The sequence below is a fragment of the Halomicrobium katesii DSM 19301 genome, from assembly GCF_000379085.1.
Lineage (GTDB): Archaea > Halobacteriota > Halobacteria > Halobacteriales > Haloarculaceae > Halomicrobium > Halomicrobium katesii.
In genome coordinates this window covers 1,973,134-1,989,995 of sequence record NZ_KB905378.1, presented here as the reverse complement: position 1 = coordinate 1,989,995, position 16,862 = coordinate 1,973,134, and the positions used below count along the sequence as shown (strand labels likewise).

Sequence of the window (16,862 nt, the reverse complement as noted above, 5' to 3'; positions counted from 1 at the left end):
TGCCCGAAACCCAGAACGCTCAAGCCGCCGCGCTCGCGAGGACCGGTATGGAACCGACGGCCGACGAACTCGCGGGCGTCGTCGACCTGTTCGGCGCGCTCACCCGCGACGAACTGGTCGAGGCGCTCTCCGAGCTGGCGTTCAAGCGGGGCGAAGACGCGGACGATCCAGCGGGGGCGATCGACGACGCCGTCGCCGCCTATCACCTCGCGGTCGTCGAACGCGACGGCGAGAAACTGCTCGCGGCCGGTCCGGCGGCGTTCCCGGAACTGCCCGACGGCGCGACGGACCTGCCCCACATCATGGACGTGCCCGAGCGATCGATCGACAGGGAGCGACTCGCGGCGGCCGTCCAAGAGCGGTTCCGCGAGGAGAGCCTCGTCGCCGTCCGCTCGGACAACGAGGCGTTCGTAGAGCGCCTGCTCGACGTGAGCTACGAACTCGAAGTCTGGGGACCGATCGACGTGAGCGCGGCCCGCGAGCGTCTCGCCGACGCGGCCGGCGAGTGAGTCCGGCGGCGGTGCGCTTCCAACTGAATTAAGAGCGTCCCGGCCCCAGGCTGTCACATGGAGTTCGATCGGGTGGCCAGCCACGGGGCGATCGAGGTCGCGGCGGAGCCACGCGAGGCGGCCGTGATCGTCCCCGTCGTCACCGACGCGGGCGACGGCGACGACCACGCCGTGCTGTTCACGAAGCGGGCCGACCACCTCTCGGACCACCCCGGCCAGATGAGTTTCCCCGGCGGCGGCCGCGAGCCGGCGGACGACTCGCTGTTGCGGACCGCCCTCAGAGAGGCACAGGAGGAGGTCGGTCTCGACCCCCGTGCCGCCAACGTGATCGGGCGACTGGACGACATCCGCACCGTCTCGGAGTACTCCGTCCGGCCGTTCGTCGCCAGGATTCCCGACCGGGAGTACCAGCCGAGCGACGAGGAAGTGGCGGAAGTCGTCGTCCTCGCCGTCGACGATCTCGTGGACCTGGACAACTACGAGTCCGAGCGCCGGGACCACCCACACGACGGGGACATCCGGCTGCACTTCTTCCACGTCGACGGCTACACCGTCTGGGGAGCGACCGCCCGGATGCTCGTCCAGTTGCTCGAACTCGCGACCGACTGGACGATGCCGACCGAGCCGGACCGCGTGGCCGGCCCCGACGACGACTATCCGCCCAGCGTCCGCGATCAGGTGTGAGGCGATCGGTGTCGCGGCTTTCGTGCCCGACCCCCAAGCGACAGGCATTTGCCAGCGGATCGGGTACGGGCGAGCAATCGAACGGGCACGACGCCCACCCAAATCATGCTCACAGGAGTGACGCTCGACGATGTCGGAATCGACGCGGCAGCGCTCAAGCCCGCCGAGGTCGACGTGACGGCGGCCAGCGACCTCGACGTGTCGACGGTGACGATCGACTACGAAGGGCGCGAGCACCTGCCAGACCGGTCGACGCTGGCCGCGCTGGCCGACCGGAAGCGCGTCAGGCTGACGACGCCGGTCCGAGCTGACGGCTTCGACCCGCTGGGCGACGACGGCGCGCTCGCGACGCTGCCCGACGGTGTCGGGCGAGTCCTGGTCGCGGGCCACGACGCCTATCTCACGAGCGACGAGGCCGAACGGGCGATCGTCCCTCGGCTCGAAGCGGCCGCGGCGACGGCCACCGATCCCTGGGTCGGCACCGAGGGCATCGAGCGCGTCGCGCTGGCGATCGGCGGCACCCAGTTCGAGTTGCTCTCTCGATCGACGGGACGGGACCTCCGGGCGCTTCGAACGGCCGGCTTCGAGGGGGCGATCGCCGTCTACGCGCCGACGGTGCTGACCGACGACGAGGGCGAGATCCTCGACGCCGTCGGGGACTACGCCGCCCGGCGCGGCCCGGTCCGTGCGGCCCTGCCCGACGGCGCGGCGACCGACGCGACCGCGAGCGGACGAGCCCGCGACGTGCTCGCCCGGGCCGTGCGCGACTACGCGCTCGTGGGCGAGCCCGAGACGGTCGCGGAACGCATCGAACAGCTTCGAGCGGCCGGCGCGGACGCGATCGTCGGCTACCCGGCCAGGGGCATCGAGCCGGTGCGGTGACGATGCGGGTCGCCGTCGTCGGTGCCGGTGCCGTCGGCCTGACCGCCGCACGGACGCTGGCCGACCGCGGCACCGACGTGGTGCTGTACGACCGCGGGGAGATCGCCAGCGGTGCGACCGGCCGCGCGGCGGGGCTGTGCTACGACGCGTTCGCCGAGGACCGGGACGCCGCGGTGGCCGCCGACTCGCTCCGGCGGTTCCGCGAACTGGGCGTGCTCACCGAGTGTCCGTACGTCTGGTACGCCCGCGACGGCGACGAGGCAAACGCCGACGCCATCGCCCAGCAGGTCCCGCGAATGCAGACCCACGGGCGCGATGTGGCGCTGGTCGAGCCCGAGCGACTGGGCGAGCGGTACCCACAGCTTCGGACCGACGAGATCGGCGTCGCCGCGATCGCACACCGGGCCGGCTTCGTCGATCCGACCGAGTACGCGAGTGCGCTGACGGAGACCGTGCTGGAACGCGGGGTCGGCGTGCGGACGGAGACGCCCGTCTCGCTGGCCGGGCCGACGACGGTCGCCGAGCCCGACGGGATGGTCGGGTTCGACGCCGTGCTCGTGGCCGCCGGCCCCGCGACGAAGCCGATCGTCGCCGACGTTGGCGTCGCCCTCCCGCTACAGGCCTATCGCGCCCAGGCGCTCGTGACGGAGCCGCTACGGGCGACGCTCCCGATGGCCTACGACGCGACCCAGCAGTGTTACTGGCGGCCCTGCGAGGGTGGGATCCTCGTCGGCGACGGTGCCCACGAGGTCGATCCCGACGACTGGGATCCCGACGCCGACGCGAGCTTCGAGCGGAGCGCGCTCGATCGACTGGGCGCTGCGACGACCGTCGACGCGACGCGAGCGCAGTCCTGGGCGGGGCTCTGTACCGCGACGCCGGATCGAGAGCCGCTGCTGGGTGGCGTCGGGGACGGGCTCTACGTGGCGACGGGGTGGCACGGCCACGGCCTCATGCGCTCGCCGGCTCTGGGCGAGCGGATCGGCGAACAGATCCTCGGCGGGCCGGGCGTCGACGCCTACGATCCCGACCGCTTTACCGGCGACGAGACGATCGACGTGGTCGACGGCATGACGCTCGACGAGGACGAGGAGACACCGAGCTGAGACGAGCGGTCAGTCGGCCGCTTCGTCGGCTTTCGGGACGCGGACGTGCAGCGTGCCGTCGTCTTTCAGGGTCGCCGACGCGGCCTCGGCGTCGACCACGGCGTCGGCGGGCAGGGTGACGCCGCCGTCGAGAGAGAGTCCGCGGCCGGGATAGCGTATCTCGAAGCCCTCGTGGAACGGTCGGAATCGGTCGACGCGGACCTCGACACGGTCGTCGACGTACTGGACCTGCAGGTCAGCGGCCTCGACGCCCGGCGCGTCGAACACCACGAGGTACGCGTCGTCGCTCTCCAGCAGATCGGCCGGCAGCGGCGTCCGTTCCTGGACGCGGCCGGCCGCGCGGCCGACGTTCTCGACGATCGCGTCGCCGAGCGAGCGGGCGAAGTCGAACATCACAGCTCGACCTCCGACAGGCAGTCGACACCCCCGCAGTAGGGACACTGGAAGTCGGTCACGCCCACGCTGTCGGGCATGTCGTAGGTGTAGTGGAGTTCGAACATGTCGAGTTCGCAGCCGTCGTCGGTACAGACGAGTTCGAGCGTCGCTGGCATACGATTCTGTTGGACCGCGCGGGACAAACAGCTTTCGGAGCCCGGAGTACGCGCCCCGCCGGACACACGGCGACAACGAGAACTTTCATGTCGGCCCGGCGAGTGGGCTGGGGCATGAGTTCGCGTGTCTTGGGCGTCGACTTCAGCGGTGCGAGCGACGCTGGGCGCTCGCTGTGGCTGACGGAGGCGCGGGAGACGGGGGACGGACTGCGGGTCGAGGACTGCTATCGCGCGGCCGACGAGTGGGGACCGGACCGCGAGGACGCACACGCCGGCCTGCGCTCGCGGCTCACGGCCTTCGACGTCGTCGGGCTCGACTTCCCGTTCAGCCTCCCGCAGGCGCTACTGGACGAGCACTGCGACGGCGAGTGGGCCGGGCTGGTCGAGTGGCTCACGCTCGACGGCCCGACCGATCCCGACGAGTTCGCCTCGACGTGTCGCTCGACCGCTCGCGAGCACACGGGCGACGGCACCGCGTCGCTGCGTCGCGAGACGGACCTGCGTCGCGCCGCGCTGTGTCCCTACGACCGGATGGTCCAGTACCAGACGTTCTACGGGATCCGGAACGTGCTTGCCGGCCTCGCCGACGATCCCGATGTCGCCGTCGCGCCGATGCAGGACGGCGACCCCGTGACCCGCGTCGTCGAGGTGTACCCCGCCGCGACCTTCGGCTGGCTCGGGCTCTACCGCGAGGGGTACAAGAGCGACCGACGAGACCGCCGCGCGACCAACGTCGACGGGATCGAGGCCTGCAGCGTCGACCTCGGGGGGTTCCGCGAGGCGTACGAACGACACCACGACGCGCTCGACAGTCTCGCGGCGGTAGTCTCGGCCGGCCGGGTCGCCGAGAACGGGAGACGGCCGCTCCACGGCCCGCGCGAGGAAGGCCACATCTACGTGTGATATCCGCGCCGAATTCGCTCGGGGGAACGCCGGGCTGGCACCACGACGACGAACGCGTGCGGGACTTTTTACTCAGTCACGACGTACGGGCGGTCGATGGAAACCCAAGAGCGACCGCAGACGAGCGCCGACGCGGCCGCGACCGACGACCCGCCCGACGACGCCGCCCTCGTCGTCGAGGGGCTCTCCAAGCGGTTCGCCAGCGGCGAGGCCGCGGTCACCGCCGTCGACGACGTGTCCTTCAGCGTCGGCCGTGGCTCCGTCGTCGGGCTGCTCGGTCCCAACGGCGCGGGCAAGACGACGACGATCAAAGCGATCCTCGGCATGGTGTTGCCCGACGCCGGCTCGGTTCTGATCGACGGGATCGACGTGTACGAACAGCCGAGTGCCGCCTACGCCAACGTCGACGCGATGCTGGAGGGCGCGCGCAACGACTACTGGCGGCTGACCGTCCGGGAGAACCTCCGGTACTTCGCGACGATCGGCGGCGTCGATCCCGACTCCGTAGCGGATCGCCACGAGCGCCTGCTCGACCAGCTCGACCTCGCCGAGAAGGCCGACGAGGCGGTGCGAGACCTCTCGCGGGGGATGAAACAGAAGGTGTCTCTCGCCAGCGTGCTGGCGACCGACGCCGACGTGGTCTTTCTCGACGAGCCGACGCTCGGACTGGACGTGGAGAGTTCGCTGACGCTGCGACGCGAACTGCGCCGGATCGTCGACGAGCGGGCGCTGACCGTCGTGCTCTGTAGCCACGACATGGACGTGATCGAAGCGGTCTGTGACCGCGTCGTGATCATGAACGACGGGCGCGTGATCGCGGACGACACCGTCGAGCACCTCCTGTCGGGCGACGGCACTCAGCGGTTCGCCGTCGCCAGTTCGGACATCGACGACGCGCTGCTGGCGCGCATCCGCGACGGCTTCGAGGTGACTGCGGTGACGACCGACGGCGAGCGAACGCGCGTCGAGGTGGCGACCGACAGCGAGGGGTTCTACGCTCTGACCGACCTGTTGCGGTCCACCGACGTGGCGCTGGACAGCGTGAACACGGCTCAACCGGACCTCGAAGACGTGTTCCTCGGGCTGACCGACGAGGGCGAGGGCCGTCGATGACGGGACAGCCAGCCAGTGAGACGCCGAGCGGCGGGGAGACGCCCCGTCCGGCTTCTTACTACCACCTCGCGAGGGCCGTCCTCGTCCGTGAGTTCCTGCTGTTCGTGCGCTACCCGGCCAACGCCCTCGGCGGGATCGTCGTCTCGCTTTTCTTTTTCGGGCTGCTGTTCTACGGCGGGCGGATGATCGCCGGACAGGCGCTGACCGACTCGCTGGAGGGGATCGTCGTCGGCTACTTCCTGTGGACGCTCGCGGTCGGTGCCTACTCCTCGATCTCGAACGACATCGGTAGCGAGGTCCAGTGGGGGACTCTGGAACGCCACATCATGACCCCCTTCGGCTTCGCACCGGTCGCGCTGTTGAAAGGCGTCGCGAAGGTCGTCCGGACCTTCCTCACGTCGGCGGTGATCCTCGCGGTGATGCTGCTCGTCACCGACACCACGCTCCAGTTGCCGGCGGTGACGATCGCGGTCGTCGCCGGGCTGGCGATCGCCTCCGTGCTGGGACTTGGCTTCGCGGCCGGCGGCGTCGCCGTCCTCTACAAGCGCATCGGCAACTGGCTGAACCTCCTCCAGTTCGGCTTCATTCTGCTGATCTCGGCCCCGGCGTTCGACCTCGGGTGGACGAAGTTCCTCCCGCTGGCACAGGGCAGCGCGCTCCTCCAGCGGGCGATGATCGACGGGACGCGGCTGTGGGAGTTCCCCGCCGTCGACCTGCTGATCCTCGTCGGCGTCGCCGTGGGCTACGTCGTGCTCGGCTACGCCGTCTTCGAGGCCGCGACGCGGCGAGCCCGGCGACTCGGCGTGCTCGGGGACTACTGATACGGTTTATTGTAGTTGCTTACCGGTGATCGTCGCCACGGAGTAGACGATCACCGGTAAATCGCTACAATAATCCGTATGAGACTGTCGGCTGTCCCTTCGTGACGATACGTGCCACCTCGGGATGGCGAAATCGTTCCCAGACGGACAGCCGACAGTGTGATACGGCGACGACAGTCCGTACGGGACGGCCGCTGTCGCCGTCGTGCGGTCGACCGGGGAGACGGCGGCGATCCGTCTCAGGTCCGGCAGATGTCGTGGAGGTCCGACAGCGAGTCGATGTCCCACGTCGGCCAGACGTTGAGCTCCCAGTCCGTGCGGTGCGGGCGGCGGATGAACGCCGAGTCGATGCCCGCGTTCTCCGCGGCGCGGATGTCTGACTCGTTGTCGCCGACGAACAGCGCGGAGTCGGCGTCGAGGTCCGCCAGCGCGCGGTCGAGGTAGTGGCTGTTTGGCTTGCGCCGGTCGAGGCTCTGGATCGTCGGCTCGCGGCCGTAAGCCGTGCCGAAGTGGTCCCGGACCGAGAAGTGATCCAGGAGGAAGTCGACTGTCGCCTGCTGGTTCGAGCTGACGATGCCTTTCGCGGCGTCTAAGCCGTCGAGCGTGTCGATGTCGTCGTACGGGCGCTTGCGCCCGGCGCGGGCCTCTTCCTGCTGGGCCTCGACCATCTTCTCTTCGCGAGCGCGCCAGAACTCCTCTCGTGGGAGGTCGTACTGGCCACAGATCGTCGCTACCTGGTGTGGGGTCGCTCCCACTGTCATGTTTTCGACGTGGTTGGGGTCCGGATCGGTCACACCGAACGCTTCGAACGTCTCCTGGGTCGCGTCCTGAAGAACGTCGAAGGCGGTCCGACCGACGAGGACACCGTCGTTGTCGAACACGACGGTATCGTAGGTCATACGCCAGGTACGTCGGAGGGCGGTATAAGTGTTTCACCACCGCAGCTGGCGGCTACGCTTCGTCCAGTCGGCAGGATCACGAACGCAGAGGTCGAGAAACGAGTGACGGCGACGGATGAATGCGAACGCGAGGCGGCACGTTCGACCGGCGGTTTTCCCCGCCGATCTAGTCGCCCCCAGCGCGGCGTCGAGCCACGCCGCGAGCGACGAGGTTATCGCGGGAGTCTAACCCCCGTTCCGACTTCTAACCACGAATGTGCCGCCTCGCGGCGGCTCTGTACAGGGCGGTACAGCCCACAGAGTCCACGGTTTAAAATACCCCTGCTCGCAAATAAAGCTTGAGACGATGGGGATCTACGAGGGGACGATCACCGAGACGACACAGGCGTTCTACCTGGAGCGACTGTTCGACCGGTCCGAGCTACGGCCGGCCGTCCGGAACAGGTCGGAGAGTCTCGTCACCGACGGCGATCACGACGCGAAGACGGTCGCAGTCGACGCCGTCGGCACCTTCGACGGTGGGTGGGCGTTCTGGGATCACCTCCAGTACCCGGAGCGACGCAACAACTTCGAGTTCCGGCCGCTGTTTTGCGTCCCCAGCTACGAGTTCACGCTTCCCGGCTGGACGTTCGGTCGGTACGATCTGGTGAACCTCGACGTGACGGCCCGAGTCCTCTACTACCCGTTCGGTCTGGCCGTCGCCCGGTTTCGAGTGTACTTCGAGAGTTCGCGGCCCCTCGATCTCACTGATTTCATCGCGTTCCAGCGGACCGTTCGCCAGGAGCTCCGCGTCGACGGAGCCCCTCCCTCGTGGGCCGACGACAGTGGCCCGCTCGTCCAGGAGATATTCCGACCGATCGATCGCTGGCTCTTCGGAGCGAACGTCCCCGACACGTACGTCGGCCGGATCGGTGAACGGCCGGTTGCCACGATCTCGTTTCTCTACGACGCCGACGCGCTCAGCGAGCGAGAACGGGGGCAGCTGATCCGCCGCGACGACCGGCCGTTGGACGAAGAGACGCTCAACAGCCACGCGAAGCCGTACGTCGGCCGCTTCGACACGGACGCGATCTCGGTTGCCCGTCCGGGAGCGGTGATCCAGACCGGCGCGTTCGACGAGCACCGTCACTGGAGTCGCCGCTGGAAGCGACTGCAACTGCTCAACAACCTCTATCTGGCGTACGATTTCGCGCTGCTGGAAGACCAGCACCTGACGCGGATCCGGGACCGTCTCGGTGCGACCCTCGACGACCTCGACAGCGTTTCCGCCGCTCGGAAACCACTGACCCCGCGGGCGCTCCAGATCACGGACGATCTGTTGCGTTTCGGTGGCCAGCTCCGGGGCACCCGTGGGCAGGTCTACGAACAGCTCGAACCCACAGACGTGAAAGAGTCCGCGAATCCGGTCGTCGACGACTACATAGACCGGCTGTTGAGTCACGAGACTGTTTTGCAACAGACCGCCGGTGGGCTCCCGGCCACGCTCCTGAAGTACATCCCGTTCGCGGGCTGAGCGGCCGACTCCGATCCCGACCAGACACCGTTTTAGGCGTCGAGCCGGTAGCGACGGACATGACTACCGACCCCGCCGACCTCTCGGTGACGATCGTCGACGGCTACGTCGACGAGCCGGCCCACTTCGGGGTCCCGCCGTACGTCTCGACGTATCCGCGCTACACCGCCGGAGCGCTCGTCGACGCCGGTGTCCCTCGGCGACAGATCACGTACCACACGATCGACGCGCTGCGCGAGGACAGCGCCCGCTGGCAGGACGTAGAGCAGGCCGACCTGCTGGTCTACGTCGGCGGGATGACCGTCCCCGGCAAGTACGTCGGCGGGACGCCGGCAGAGCCCGACGAGGTCCGCAAGCTGGCCTGGACTGCCGACGGCACCTCGATGATGGGCGGGCCCGTCCGCTTCGGCGTCGGCGAGGCCAACGAAGGGGCCAGCGAGACCGCCCGCGACGATCTGGACTTCGACTTCCTGGCGATGGCCGACGTTGAAGCGGCGGCCTACGATCTCGTCGACAACGGGCTCGAAGGGTTCGAAGACCGCTACCGCGGCGTCCCCGAGGAGACCCGCTGGGCGCGCCAGGGTGCCTTCGTCGTCGAGCAACACCCCAACCATCCGGACTACCTCATCGCCGAGCTAGAGACCTCGCGTGGCTGTCCCTACCGCTGTTCGTTCTGTACGGAGCCGATGTACGGCGACCCCGACTTCCGGCCGCCCGAGAGCGTCGTCGACGAGGTCGACGCCCTCTCCGATCGCGGCGTGGCGAACTTCCGGCTGGGTCGGCAGGCGGACATCCTCGCCTACGGCGGCGACGGCAAGGCACCGAACCCCGACGCGCTCCGCGATCTCTACGGCGGCATCAGGTCGGTCGCTCCGGACCTGGAGACGCTGCACCTCGACAACATGAACCCCATCACGGTCGTCGAGTGGCCCGAGAAGGCCCGCGAGGGGATCCGCGTCATCGCCGAGCACAACACGCCCGGCGACACGGCGGCGTTCGGGCTGGAGTCGGCCGATCCGCTCGTCCAGGAGGAGAACAACCTCAACGTCTCCGCCGAAGAGTGTTTCCAGGCCGTCCGGATCGTCAACGAGGTCGCGGGCGTCCGGCCGGGCGAGGAGCCCGGCAGCGGCCCCAGTACGGGCAGTGACGCGCCCAACCGACTCCCGAAGCTCCTGCCGGGGATCAACCTCGTCCACGGACTGAAGGGCGAACGCCGGGAGAGCTTCGAGCACAACAAGCGGTTCCTCCAGCGCGTCTACGACGAGGGGTACATGCTGCGCCGGATCAACATCCGACAGGTGATGGCCTTCGAGGGGACTGACATGGCCGACACCGGCGCGGAGATCGCCAAGGACCACAAGCAGCTGTTCAAGCAGTACAAACAGGAGGTCCGCGAGACGATCGACAACCCGATGCTCAAGCGGGTCGCATCGGTCGGGACCGTGCTCCCGGACGTGACCCTGGAGTACCACCAGGACGGGAAGACCTTCGGCCGCCAGCTGGGGACCTACCCGTTGCTGGTAGGCATCCCCGGCGAACGCGAACTCGGCCGGACCATCGACGTGGCGATCACCGACCACGGCTACCGCTCGGTGACCGGCGTCCCCTACCCGCTGGACCCCAACGCCGCCTCGATGGACGAGCTGCGGGCGATTCCGGGCATCGGGCGCTCGACGGCCGGCGACATCGTCGTCGACAGACCCTACGACTCCGTCGAAGAGATCGACGACGCACTGACACAGTTCGTCGCCGCCGAACATCGACAGGGAGCGGACTGACGGCCGGCGTCGAGGGTGTCGCGACGGATGGAGTGTCGACGGAGCGGCGACGGTCGTCCCGAGGTGACGACCGGCCGGGCTCGTCTGCCGAACAGAAGGTACTTTTCGGTCGCTCGCGCACCGTGACACAATGAGCGACGTGGAAGTCAGCGTCGTCCTGCCGGCCTACAACGAGGCCGCGACCATCGAGGAGACGGTCGAGACGACGCTGTCGACGCTGGCGGCCTTCCTGCCAGCGGGGAGCCTCGAAGTGATCGTCGCGGAGGACGGCTGCGAGGACCGCACACCGGAGATCGCGACCCGGATGGCCGACGCCGACGAGCGCGTACGCCACGTCCACTCCGACGAGCGGCTGGGGCGGGGCGGGGCGCTGACCGACGCCTTCCGGCGGGCGGAGGGCGAGACGCTGGTGTACTTCGATACGGATCTGGCGACGGACATGCGCCACCTCGAAGAGCTGGTCGAGTCGGTCCGATCGGGCGAGTACGACGTGGCGACGGGATCGCGCTGGCTCCCCGAGAACCGGGCCGATCGCCCCGCCAAGCGAGGGGTGCCGAGCCTCGGCTACAACACCCTCGTGCGGCTGTTCCTGCGATCGGATCTGCGGGACCACCAGTGTGGCTTCAAGGCGTTCGATCGGGCGGCGGCGCTCGATCTCCTCGACGAAGTCGAAGACGAACACTGGTTCTGGGACACGGAGCTGCTGGTCCGCGCCCAGCGCGAGGGCTACCGCGTCAAGGAGTTCCCGGTCGACTGGACGCCGAAGGGCGACTCGAAGGTCGATCTCGTGCGGGACGTGTTCGGGATGGGGAGCCAGATCGTCCGGACCTGGTGGCAGCTGTCGGTGAGCCCCCGGATCACGCGGAAGGTGAGCATGACTGCCGGGTCGCTGCTGGTGATCGCCGCGCTCGTGCTCGCGGTGACGGTCGTCTTCGATCCGGCGGCCGTCCTGGACGCGATCAGCGGGGCGGACGGCGGCGTCGTCGCGTTCTCGGGCGTGGTGTACCTGCTGTCGTGGCCGCTGCGCGGACAGCGCTATCGGGACATCCTCGCTCGGCTGGGTCACGACAGCGACACGTGGTTCCTCACGGGCGCGATCTTCATCAGCCAGACGGGGAACCTCGTCTTTCCCGCCAGACTCGGCGACGGCGTCCGGGCGTACGTCGTCAAGGCCCGCCGGCAGATCCCGTATCCGACCGGGTTCGCCTCGCTGGCCGTCGAACGCGTCTTCGACCTGCTCGCGATCACGGTCCTGGCCGGGAGCGTCCTCGTCGGCCTCGTCGTCACCGGCGGGACCGACCAGATCGCCCAGGCGATCGCGGCCGACGTACCCCCGGTGACGATCGGGGACGACACGCTCGATCCCGCCGCGGCCGCGCGGACGGCGCTCCAGGTCGCCGCTGTCGTCGGTGCGGCGGCCATCGCTGGCGTCGCCGTGATCGTCGTCAGCGCCCGCCGGGACAGCGATCTCGTCCACCGTGCGGTCACCGCGCTCAGCAACGACTCCTACGCCCAGTACGTCTCCGGAATCGTCGAACAGTTCGTCGGCGACGTCGAGACCGTCGTCGCCGACCGGGGGGCCTTCCTCCGGGTCGGCGTCGGCAGCCTCGTCATCTGGATCGTCGACGTGTTGACGGCGGTCGTCGTCTTCGCTGCCTTCCCCAGCATCGAGCTCACACTGTCGCTGGTGGCGGCCGCGTTCTTCGCGGTCAGCGTCGGCAACCTCGCGAAGATCCTCCCGCTGTCGCCGGGCGGGATCGGCCTCTACGAGGGTGCCTTCACCCTCATCGTCGTCGGGCTGACGACCGTTACGGGGCCGGTCGCACTCGCGATCTCGATCGTCGATCACGCCGTCAAGAACGCCGTCACGATCGTCGGCGGGCTGGGATCGATGGCCTGGCTCAACGTCTCGCTGACGACCGCGGTCGAAGAGTCCCAGCAGTCCGGCGAAATCGAGCCGGAGGCCGACTAGTACGTACCAACTGTCGGCCAGACCCTATTTGAACGGGTGCGTCAAACTCTCTCAAACACCACGTTCGCACCGTTCACACCGGTTTCGACTTCCGAGATTCGATAGATTTAAATGAGTTTCGAAGGCACTGTGTTGGTACCAATCGAGCGTCCGGGATCGTCGATGACGGACCGGAACCGTCGCCGTTCGTCGCCTGGCATGGGACGACACCAGTCGTTCTCGGCACCGATACCCCGGATAGCGCCCGCATTCGTACAATGAGCGATTCGAACACCAGAACGCGAGCGAGAGCGCGCACGACGACCGACGAGGAACAGACAGAAGAAGAGAGCGAGACGACATCGACCGCGTGTCCGGAGTGTTCTGGCACGCTGGTCGTCGACGACGAGCACGGCGAGACGGTCTGTGAGGACTGCGGGCTCGTCGTCGAGACCGACGAGATCGACCGCGGACCGGAGTGGCGGGCGTTCGACTCCAGCGAGAAAGACGAGAAGTCCCGCGTCGGCGCACCGACGACCAACATGATGCACGACAAGGGGCTGTCGACCAACATCGACTGGCGCGACAAGGACGCCTACGGCAACTCCCTGTCGGGCAAGCAACGCCAGAAGATGCAACGGCTTCGCAAGTGGAACGAGCGGTTCCGCACCCGTGACTCCAAGGAGCGCAACCTCAAGCAGGCACTGGGCGAGATCGACCGGATGGCCTCCGCCGTCGGCCTCCCGGAGAACGTCCGCGAGACCGCGAGCGTCATCTACCGCCGTGCGCTGGACGAGAACCTCCTGCCCGGTCGCTCCATCGAGGGCGTCTCGACGGCCTCCGTCTACGCCGCCGCTCGTCAGGCCGGCGTCCCCCGGAGCTTGGACGAGATCGACGAGGTCTCCCGCGTCGAGAAGAGCGAGATCGCACGCACGTACCGCTACGTCGTCCGCGAACTCGGGCTCGAAGTCGCGCCGGCTGACCCCGAGAGCTACGTCCCCCGCTTTGCCTCCTCGCTGGAACTGTCAGACGAGGCCGAGCATCGCGCCCGTCAGCTCCTCCAGAACGCCAAAGAGCAGGGCGTCCACTCCGGCAAGTCCCCGGTCGGACTGGCCGCAGCGGCCGTGTACGCCGCCGCACTGCTGACCAACGAGAAGACGACCCAGGCCGCCGTCAGCGAGGTCGCCGACATCTCCGAGGTGACGATCCGCAACCGCTACCACGAGCTGCTGGAGGCCGAGCAGGGCCTCCCGATGGCCTAACTGGTCTCTCGTTTCCGTCCCCGGAGCGCGGGCCACCGATCCGTCGCCGGCGCTGGCGTAATCAACCCTGATAACTGAGAGGTCACGTTTAATTCGGTCCCAGCCGCTGGTACCGCTATGGACCAGGAACCAACGACCGATGGCGGCGTCGAAGCCTCGTCTGGTGGGTCTCTCGCCGGTGGCGAACTCGGGAGCGCGATCGACGAGTTGCTCCGGGCCTCCGAGGGCGTCTCGGAGAGTTCACAGCAGATCAGCGACCTCGCCAACGAGCAGTCCGAGAACATGCGAGAGGTCGCCAGCGAGGTGTCGAATCTCTCGGCGACCGTCGAGGAGGTCGCCTCCAGTGCCAGCCAGGTCAAGCAGGTCAGCGACGACGCCCGCGATCTCGCCGCCGACGGCCGCGAGGCCGCCGACGACGCGATCGGTGCGATGGAGGCCGTCGACGAGGCAAACACCGACGTGTCGGCCGACGTCAAACAGCTCCGCGATCGCATCGACGAGATCGACGAGATCGTCGAGGTGATCAACGACATCGCAGACCAGACGAACATGCTGGCCCTGAACGCCTCTATCGAGGCCGCGCGAGCGGGCGAGGCCGGCGAGGGGTTCGCCGTCGTCGCCAACGAGGTCAAGAGCCTCGCCGAGGAGTCCCAGCAGAACGCGGCCGAGATCGAAGAGCTGGTCTCGAACATCAAGGCCGACACCGAAGAGACCGTCCAGAGCATCGACCACGCCAACGAGCAGGTCGAGGAGGGGCTCACGCAGGTCGAGACGGCCGTCGACATCCTCCGGAAGATCGACGAGGCTGTCGAGGAGGCCGCGATGGGTGCCGAGGAGGTCGCCTCCGCGACGGACGAACAGGCCGCATCGACCGAGGAGGTCGCGAGCATGGTCGACACGACCGCCGAGAGCGCCGAGGAGGTCGCCACCGAGATCGAACAGATCGCCGCGGCCAACGAGCAACAGGCCGCGAAGGTCAACGAGCTGCAGGACATGATCGAGCGCCGGTAGGGCGCGAACCAGAAGACACGAGGGGGTTCGTTTCGACTGCCGTTCTATGGAGACGACTCACCGTGTAGTGACGGGTGACGCCCGCGAGCTGGCGCTGCCCGACGACAGCGTCGACCTGGTCGTGACCTCGCCACCGTACCCGATGATCGAGATGTGGGACGACATCTTCGCAGCACTCGACCCCGCCGTCGAGGACGCGCTGGCCGACGAAGACGGCGAGCGCGCCTTCCGGTTGATGCACGACGTGCTCGATACCGTCTGGGCCGAAGTGGTCAGGGTGCTCCGGCCGGGCGGGATCGCCTGCATCAACGTCGGCGACGCCACCCGCTCGATCGGCGACGGCTTTCGGTCGTTCTCGAACCACGCGGAGATCACGACCCGCCTGACCGACCGAGGTCTCCGGGCGCTGCCCGACATCCTCTGGCGCAAGCCCTCGAACCGCGCGACGAAGTTCATGGGTTCGGGGATGCTCCCGCCCAACGCCTACCCGACGCTGGAACACGAACACGTCCTCGTCTTTCGCAACGGGCAACGACGCACCTTCCCGCCCGGCGACGACGACCGCTACGAGAGCGCGTACTTCTGGGAGGAGCGCAACGTCTGGTTCTCGGACCTGTGGGAGCTGACGGGCGAGCGCCAGGCCGTCGAGGACGGTCTGCGCGAGCGGTCCGGTGCCTTCCCGCTGGAGCTACCCTACCGACTCGTCTCGATGTTCTCGACGTACGGCGACACCGTCCTCGATCCCTTCCTCGGTACCGGGACGACGACGATGGCCGCGCTCGTCGCCGGCCGCGACTCCGTGGGTTACGATCGGGACGACGACCTCCTCGCTGCGCTCGACGACCGCGTCGAGGACGCCTCCGAGCGCTCACGGGAGATCGCCGAACGGCGACTCGCTGACCACCGCGAGTGGGTCCAGCGGCGACGAGCCGAAGGGAACGAGCCGGGCTACGAAGCCGAGCACTACGACACCGCCGTCAACACCAAACAGGAACGCCGGATTCGCTTCTACGGCGTCGACGGCGTCGAACGGACAGACGAGGGGTATCGCGCGACCCACTCGCCGATCGAAGCGTGCCCCGACGGCGAGAGCGAACAGGCTTAGTGCCCGTCGGAGCAAGCGACGGCATGGACTTCGATTCGTTTACGCTGCTGGCCGCCACGGCCGACCTGACGGACGAGCCGGCCGCTCGCGAGGACGCCGACGGGATGGAGCTGCGGATGGACTTCGCGGACGACGCTCTGTCGATGCTCGACGACTACGAGGGTGACCTGCCCGTCCTGGTGACCAACCGCGTCGAGTGGGAGGGCGGGGAGGCCCCGGACGACGCCGCTCGACTGGACGCCCTCGAAACTGCCGTCGAGCACGACGCCGTCACGGCCGTCGACGTGGAGCTTGCTGCCCTCGAAGGCGAGGGGGCCTGCGACGCCGCTCGCGTCGTCGACTACGCCCACGATCAGGACGCAAGCGTCGTCGTCTCGACCCACGACTTCGAGGCGACGCCCGACGAAGCCGCCCTCGTCGACCGACTGGCACGGGCCTGCGAGTACGGCGACGTGGGCAAGATCGCGACGACGGCACGGGACCGCGGGGACGTACTGGCGCTGCTCGAAGCGACCCACCGGCTGACCGAGGCCGGCGAGACCGTTGCGACGATGGCGATGGGCGAGGCCGGCTGCCACTCTCGACCCGTCGCGCCGCTGTACGGCTCCCGGATCGGCTACGCGCCCGTCGATCCCGCCGACGCCACGGCACCCGGACAGTACGATCTGGCGACGCTACGACGGCTGGTCGACCAGCTGTCCTGACCTCGGAGAGCGACCGGCAACCACGTGAAGACGAGTCGGTGCGCAAGATTAACAACGATTGGCCCGGGAG

The 16,862-nt window shown here is 68.4% G+C and carries 16 protein-coding genes and 1 pseudogene; 14 read left to right on the top strand and 3 right to left on the bottom strand.

The features are described 5' to 3' along the window. The first annotated feature begins 47 nt into the window (after positions 1–47). From HALKA_RS0110550 to HALKA_RS0110535, 4 genes are all read left to right on the top strand, one after another. The gene (locus HALKA_RS0110550; protein WP_018257957.1) at positions 48–509 is read left to right on the top strand and encodes a DUF7109 family protein; all 462 of its coding nucleotides are present in this window, start codon (positions 48–50) and stop codon (positions 507–509) included. Positions 510–566: 57 nt separating this feature from the next. Next, positions 567–1,193, top strand: a complete 627-nt coding sequence (locus tag HALKA_RS0110545; protein WP_018257956.1) for an NUDIX hydrolase — start codon at positions 567–569, stop codon at positions 1,191–1,193. 105 nt (positions 1,194–1,298) lie between these two features. Beyond that, complete coding sequence (locus HALKA_RS0110540; protein WP_026190267.1) at positions 1,299–2,075, top strand: DUF7388 family protein; 777 nt, start codon at positions 1,299–1,301, stop codon at positions 2,073–2,075. Between the two features lie 2 nt (positions 2,076–2,077). Beyond that, positions 2,078–3,181, top strand: a complete 1,104-nt coding sequence (locus tag HALKA_RS0110535) for an NAD(P)/FAD-dependent oxidoreductase (RefSeq protein ID WP_044956678.1) — start codon at positions 2,078–2,080, stop codon at positions 3,179–3,181. A 12-nt stretch (positions 3,182–3,193) separates the two neighbouring features. Here HALKA_RS0110535 and HALKA_RS0110530 read toward each other — a convergent pair. Together HALKA_RS0110530 and HALKA_RS21405 are read right to left on the bottom strand one after the other, a co-directional pair. After that, a pseudogene (locus tag HALKA_RS0110530) lies at positions 3,194–3,574 on the bottom strand (Hsp20/alpha crystallin family protein); the annotation flags it as partial. Continuing rightward, positions 3,574–3,732, bottom strand: coding sequence for a DUF7559 family protein (locus tag HALKA_RS21405; protein ID WP_015763969.1), 159 nt, complete (start codon positions 3,730–3,732; stop codon positions 3,574–3,576). The pseudogene HALKA_RS0110530 and the gene HALKA_RS21405, both read right to left, overlap by 1 nt. A gap of 114 nt (positions 3,733–3,846) precedes the next feature. Here HALKA_RS21405 and HALKA_RS0110520 point away from each other — a divergent pair, with 114 nt between their 5' ends. The 3 genes from HALKA_RS0110520 to HALKA_RS0110510 all read left to right on the top strand — a co-directional run bounded on the left by HALKA_RS0110520 (position 3,847) and on the right by HALKA_RS0110510 (position 6,569). Beyond that, the gene (locus tag HALKA_RS0110520) at positions 3,847–4,635 is read left to right on the top strand and encodes a DUF429 domain-containing protein (RefSeq protein ID WP_018257952.1); all 789 of its coding nucleotides are present in this window, start codon (positions 3,847–3,849) and stop codon (positions 4,633–4,635) included. Positions 4,636–4,731: 96 nt separating this feature from the next. After that, entirely contained in the window at positions 4,732–5,748 is a 1,017-nt protein-coding gene (locus HALKA_RS0110515) for an ABC transporter ATP-binding protein (RefSeq protein WP_018257951.1), read from the top strand. Next, on the top strand, positions 5,745–6,569 hold the full coding sequence (locus HALKA_RS0110510) for a hypothetical protein (protein WP_018257950.1): 825 nt from the start codon (positions 5,745–5,747) through the stop codon (positions 6,567–6,569). The genes HALKA_RS0110515 and HALKA_RS0110510 overlap by 4 nt, the downstream gene beginning before the upstream one ends. 239 nt (positions 6,570–6,808) lie before the next feature. Here the strand turns inward: HALKA_RS0110510 and HALKA_RS0110505 are convergent, their stop codons facing one another. Continuing rightward, positions 6,809–7,468, bottom strand: coding sequence for an HAD family hydrolase (locus HALKA_RS0110505; protein ID WP_015763973.1), 660 nt, complete (start codon positions 7,466–7,468; stop codon positions 6,809–6,811). A gap of 346 nt (positions 7,469–7,814) precedes the next feature. Between HALKA_RS0110505 and HALKA_RS0110500 the strand changes: the two genes are divergently transcribed. From HALKA_RS0110500 to HALKA_RS0110470, 7 genes are all read left to right on the top strand, one after another. Beyond that, positions 7,815–8,981, top strand: coding sequence for a hypothetical protein (locus HALKA_RS0110500; RefSeq protein ID WP_018257949.1), 1,167 nt, complete (start codon positions 7,815–7,817; stop codon positions 8,979–8,981). A 59-nt stretch (positions 8,982–9,040) separates the two neighbouring features. After that, positions 9,041–10,759 carry a radical SAM protein gene (locus HALKA_RS0110495; protein ID WP_018257948.1) on the top strand — a complete coding sequence of 573 codons (1,719 nt, stop codon included), beginning with the start codon at positions 9,041–9,043 and terminating at the stop codon, positions 10,757–10,759. A 130-nt stretch (positions 10,760–10,889) separates the two neighbouring features. After that, a complete protein-coding gene (locus HALKA_RS0110490; RefSeq protein ID WP_018257947.1) occupies positions 10,890–12,731 on the top strand; it encodes a lysylphosphatidylglycerol synthase domain-containing protein in 1,842 nt (613 codons plus the stop codon). Positions 12,732–12,988: 257 nt separating this feature from the next. Then, a complete protein-coding gene (locus tag HALKA_RS0110485; protein ID WP_018257946.1) occupies positions 12,989–13,972 on the top strand; it encodes a transcription initiation factor IIB in 984 nt (327 codons plus the stop codon). Positions 13,973–14,089: 117 nt separating this feature from the next. Beyond that, a complete protein-coding gene (locus HALKA_RS0110480; protein ID WP_018257945.1) occupies positions 14,090–14,983 on the top strand; it encodes a methyl-accepting chemotaxis protein in 894 nt (297 codons plus the stop codon). 46 nt (positions 14,984–15,029) lie between these two features. Continuing rightward, a complete protein-coding gene (locus HALKA_RS0110475) occupies positions 15,030–16,088 on the top strand; it encodes a DNA-methyltransferase (protein WP_018257944.1) in 1,059 nt (352 codons plus the stop codon). Between the two features lie 23 nt (positions 16,089–16,111). Continuing rightward, the gene (locus HALKA_RS0110470; RefSeq protein ID WP_018257943.1) at positions 16,112–16,792 is read left to right on the top strand and encodes a type I 3-dehydroquinate dehydratase; all 681 of its coding nucleotides are present in this window, start codon (positions 16,112–16,114) and stop codon (positions 16,790–16,792) included. Positions 16,793–16,862: the final 70 nt, after the last annotated feature.

Bases quoted from the DNA above. Each gene is read 5' to 3' on its own strand.
- HALKA_RS0110550 (WP_018257957.1), top strand. From the start codon at position 48: ATGGAACCGACGGCCGACGAACTCGCGGGCGTCGTCGACCTGTTCGGC.
- HALKA_RS0110545 (WP_018257956.1), top strand. From the start codon at position 567: ATGGAGTTCGATCGGGTGGCCAGCCACGGGGCGATCGAGGTCGCGGCG.
- HALKA_RS0110540 (WP_026190267.1), top strand. From the start codon at position 1,299: ATGCTCACAGGAGTGACGCTCGACGATGTCGGAATCGACGCGGCAGCG.
- HALKA_RS0110535 (WP_044956678.1), top strand. From the start codon at position 2,078: ATGCGGGTCGCCGTCGTCGGTGCCGGTGCCGTCGGCCTGACCGCCGCA.
- HALKA_RS21405 (WP_015763969.1), bottom strand. From the start codon at position 3,732: ATGCCAGCGACGCTCGAACTCGTCTGTACCGACGACGGCTGCGAACTC.
- HALKA_RS0110520 (WP_018257952.1), top strand. From the start codon at position 3,847: ATGAGTTCGCGTGTCTTGGGCGTCGACTTCAGCGGTGCGAGCGACGCT.
- HALKA_RS0110515 (WP_018257951.1), top strand. From the start codon at position 4,732: ATGGAAACCCAAGAGCGACCGCAGACGAGCGCCGACGCGGCCGCGACC.
- HALKA_RS0110510 (WP_018257950.1), top strand. From the start codon at position 5,745: ATGACGGGACAGCCAGCCAGTGAGACGCCGAGCGGCGGGGAGACGCCC.
- HALKA_RS0110505 (WP_015763973.1), bottom strand. From the start codon at position 7,468: ATGACCTACGATACCGTCGTGTTCGACAACGACGGTGTCCTCGTCGGT.
- HALKA_RS0110500 (WP_018257949.1), top strand. From the start codon at position 7,815: ATGGGGATCTACGAGGGGACGATCACCGAGACGACACAGGCGTTCTAC.
- HALKA_RS0110495 (WP_018257948.1), top strand. From the start codon at position 9,041: ATGACTACCGACCCCGCCGACCTCTCGGTGACGATCGTCGACGGCTAC.
- HALKA_RS0110490 (WP_018257947.1), top strand. From the start codon at position 10,890: ATGAGCGACGTGGAAGTCAGCGTCGTCCTGCCGGCCTACAACGAGGCC.
- HALKA_RS0110485 (WP_018257946.1), top strand. From the start codon at position 12,989: ATGAGCGATTCGAACACCAGAACGCGAGCGAGAGCGCGCACGACGACC.
- HALKA_RS0110480 (WP_018257945.1), top strand. From the start codon at position 14,090: ATGGACCAGGAACCAACGACCGATGGCGGCGTCGAAGCCTCGTCTGGT.
- HALKA_RS0110475 (WP_018257944.1), top strand. From the start codon at position 15,030: ATGGAGACGACTCACCGTGTAGTGACGGGTGACGCCCGCGAGCTGGCG.
- HALKA_RS0110470 (WP_018257943.1), top strand. From the start codon at position 16,112: ATGGACTTCGATTCGTTTACGCTGCTGGCCGCCACGGCCGACCTGACG.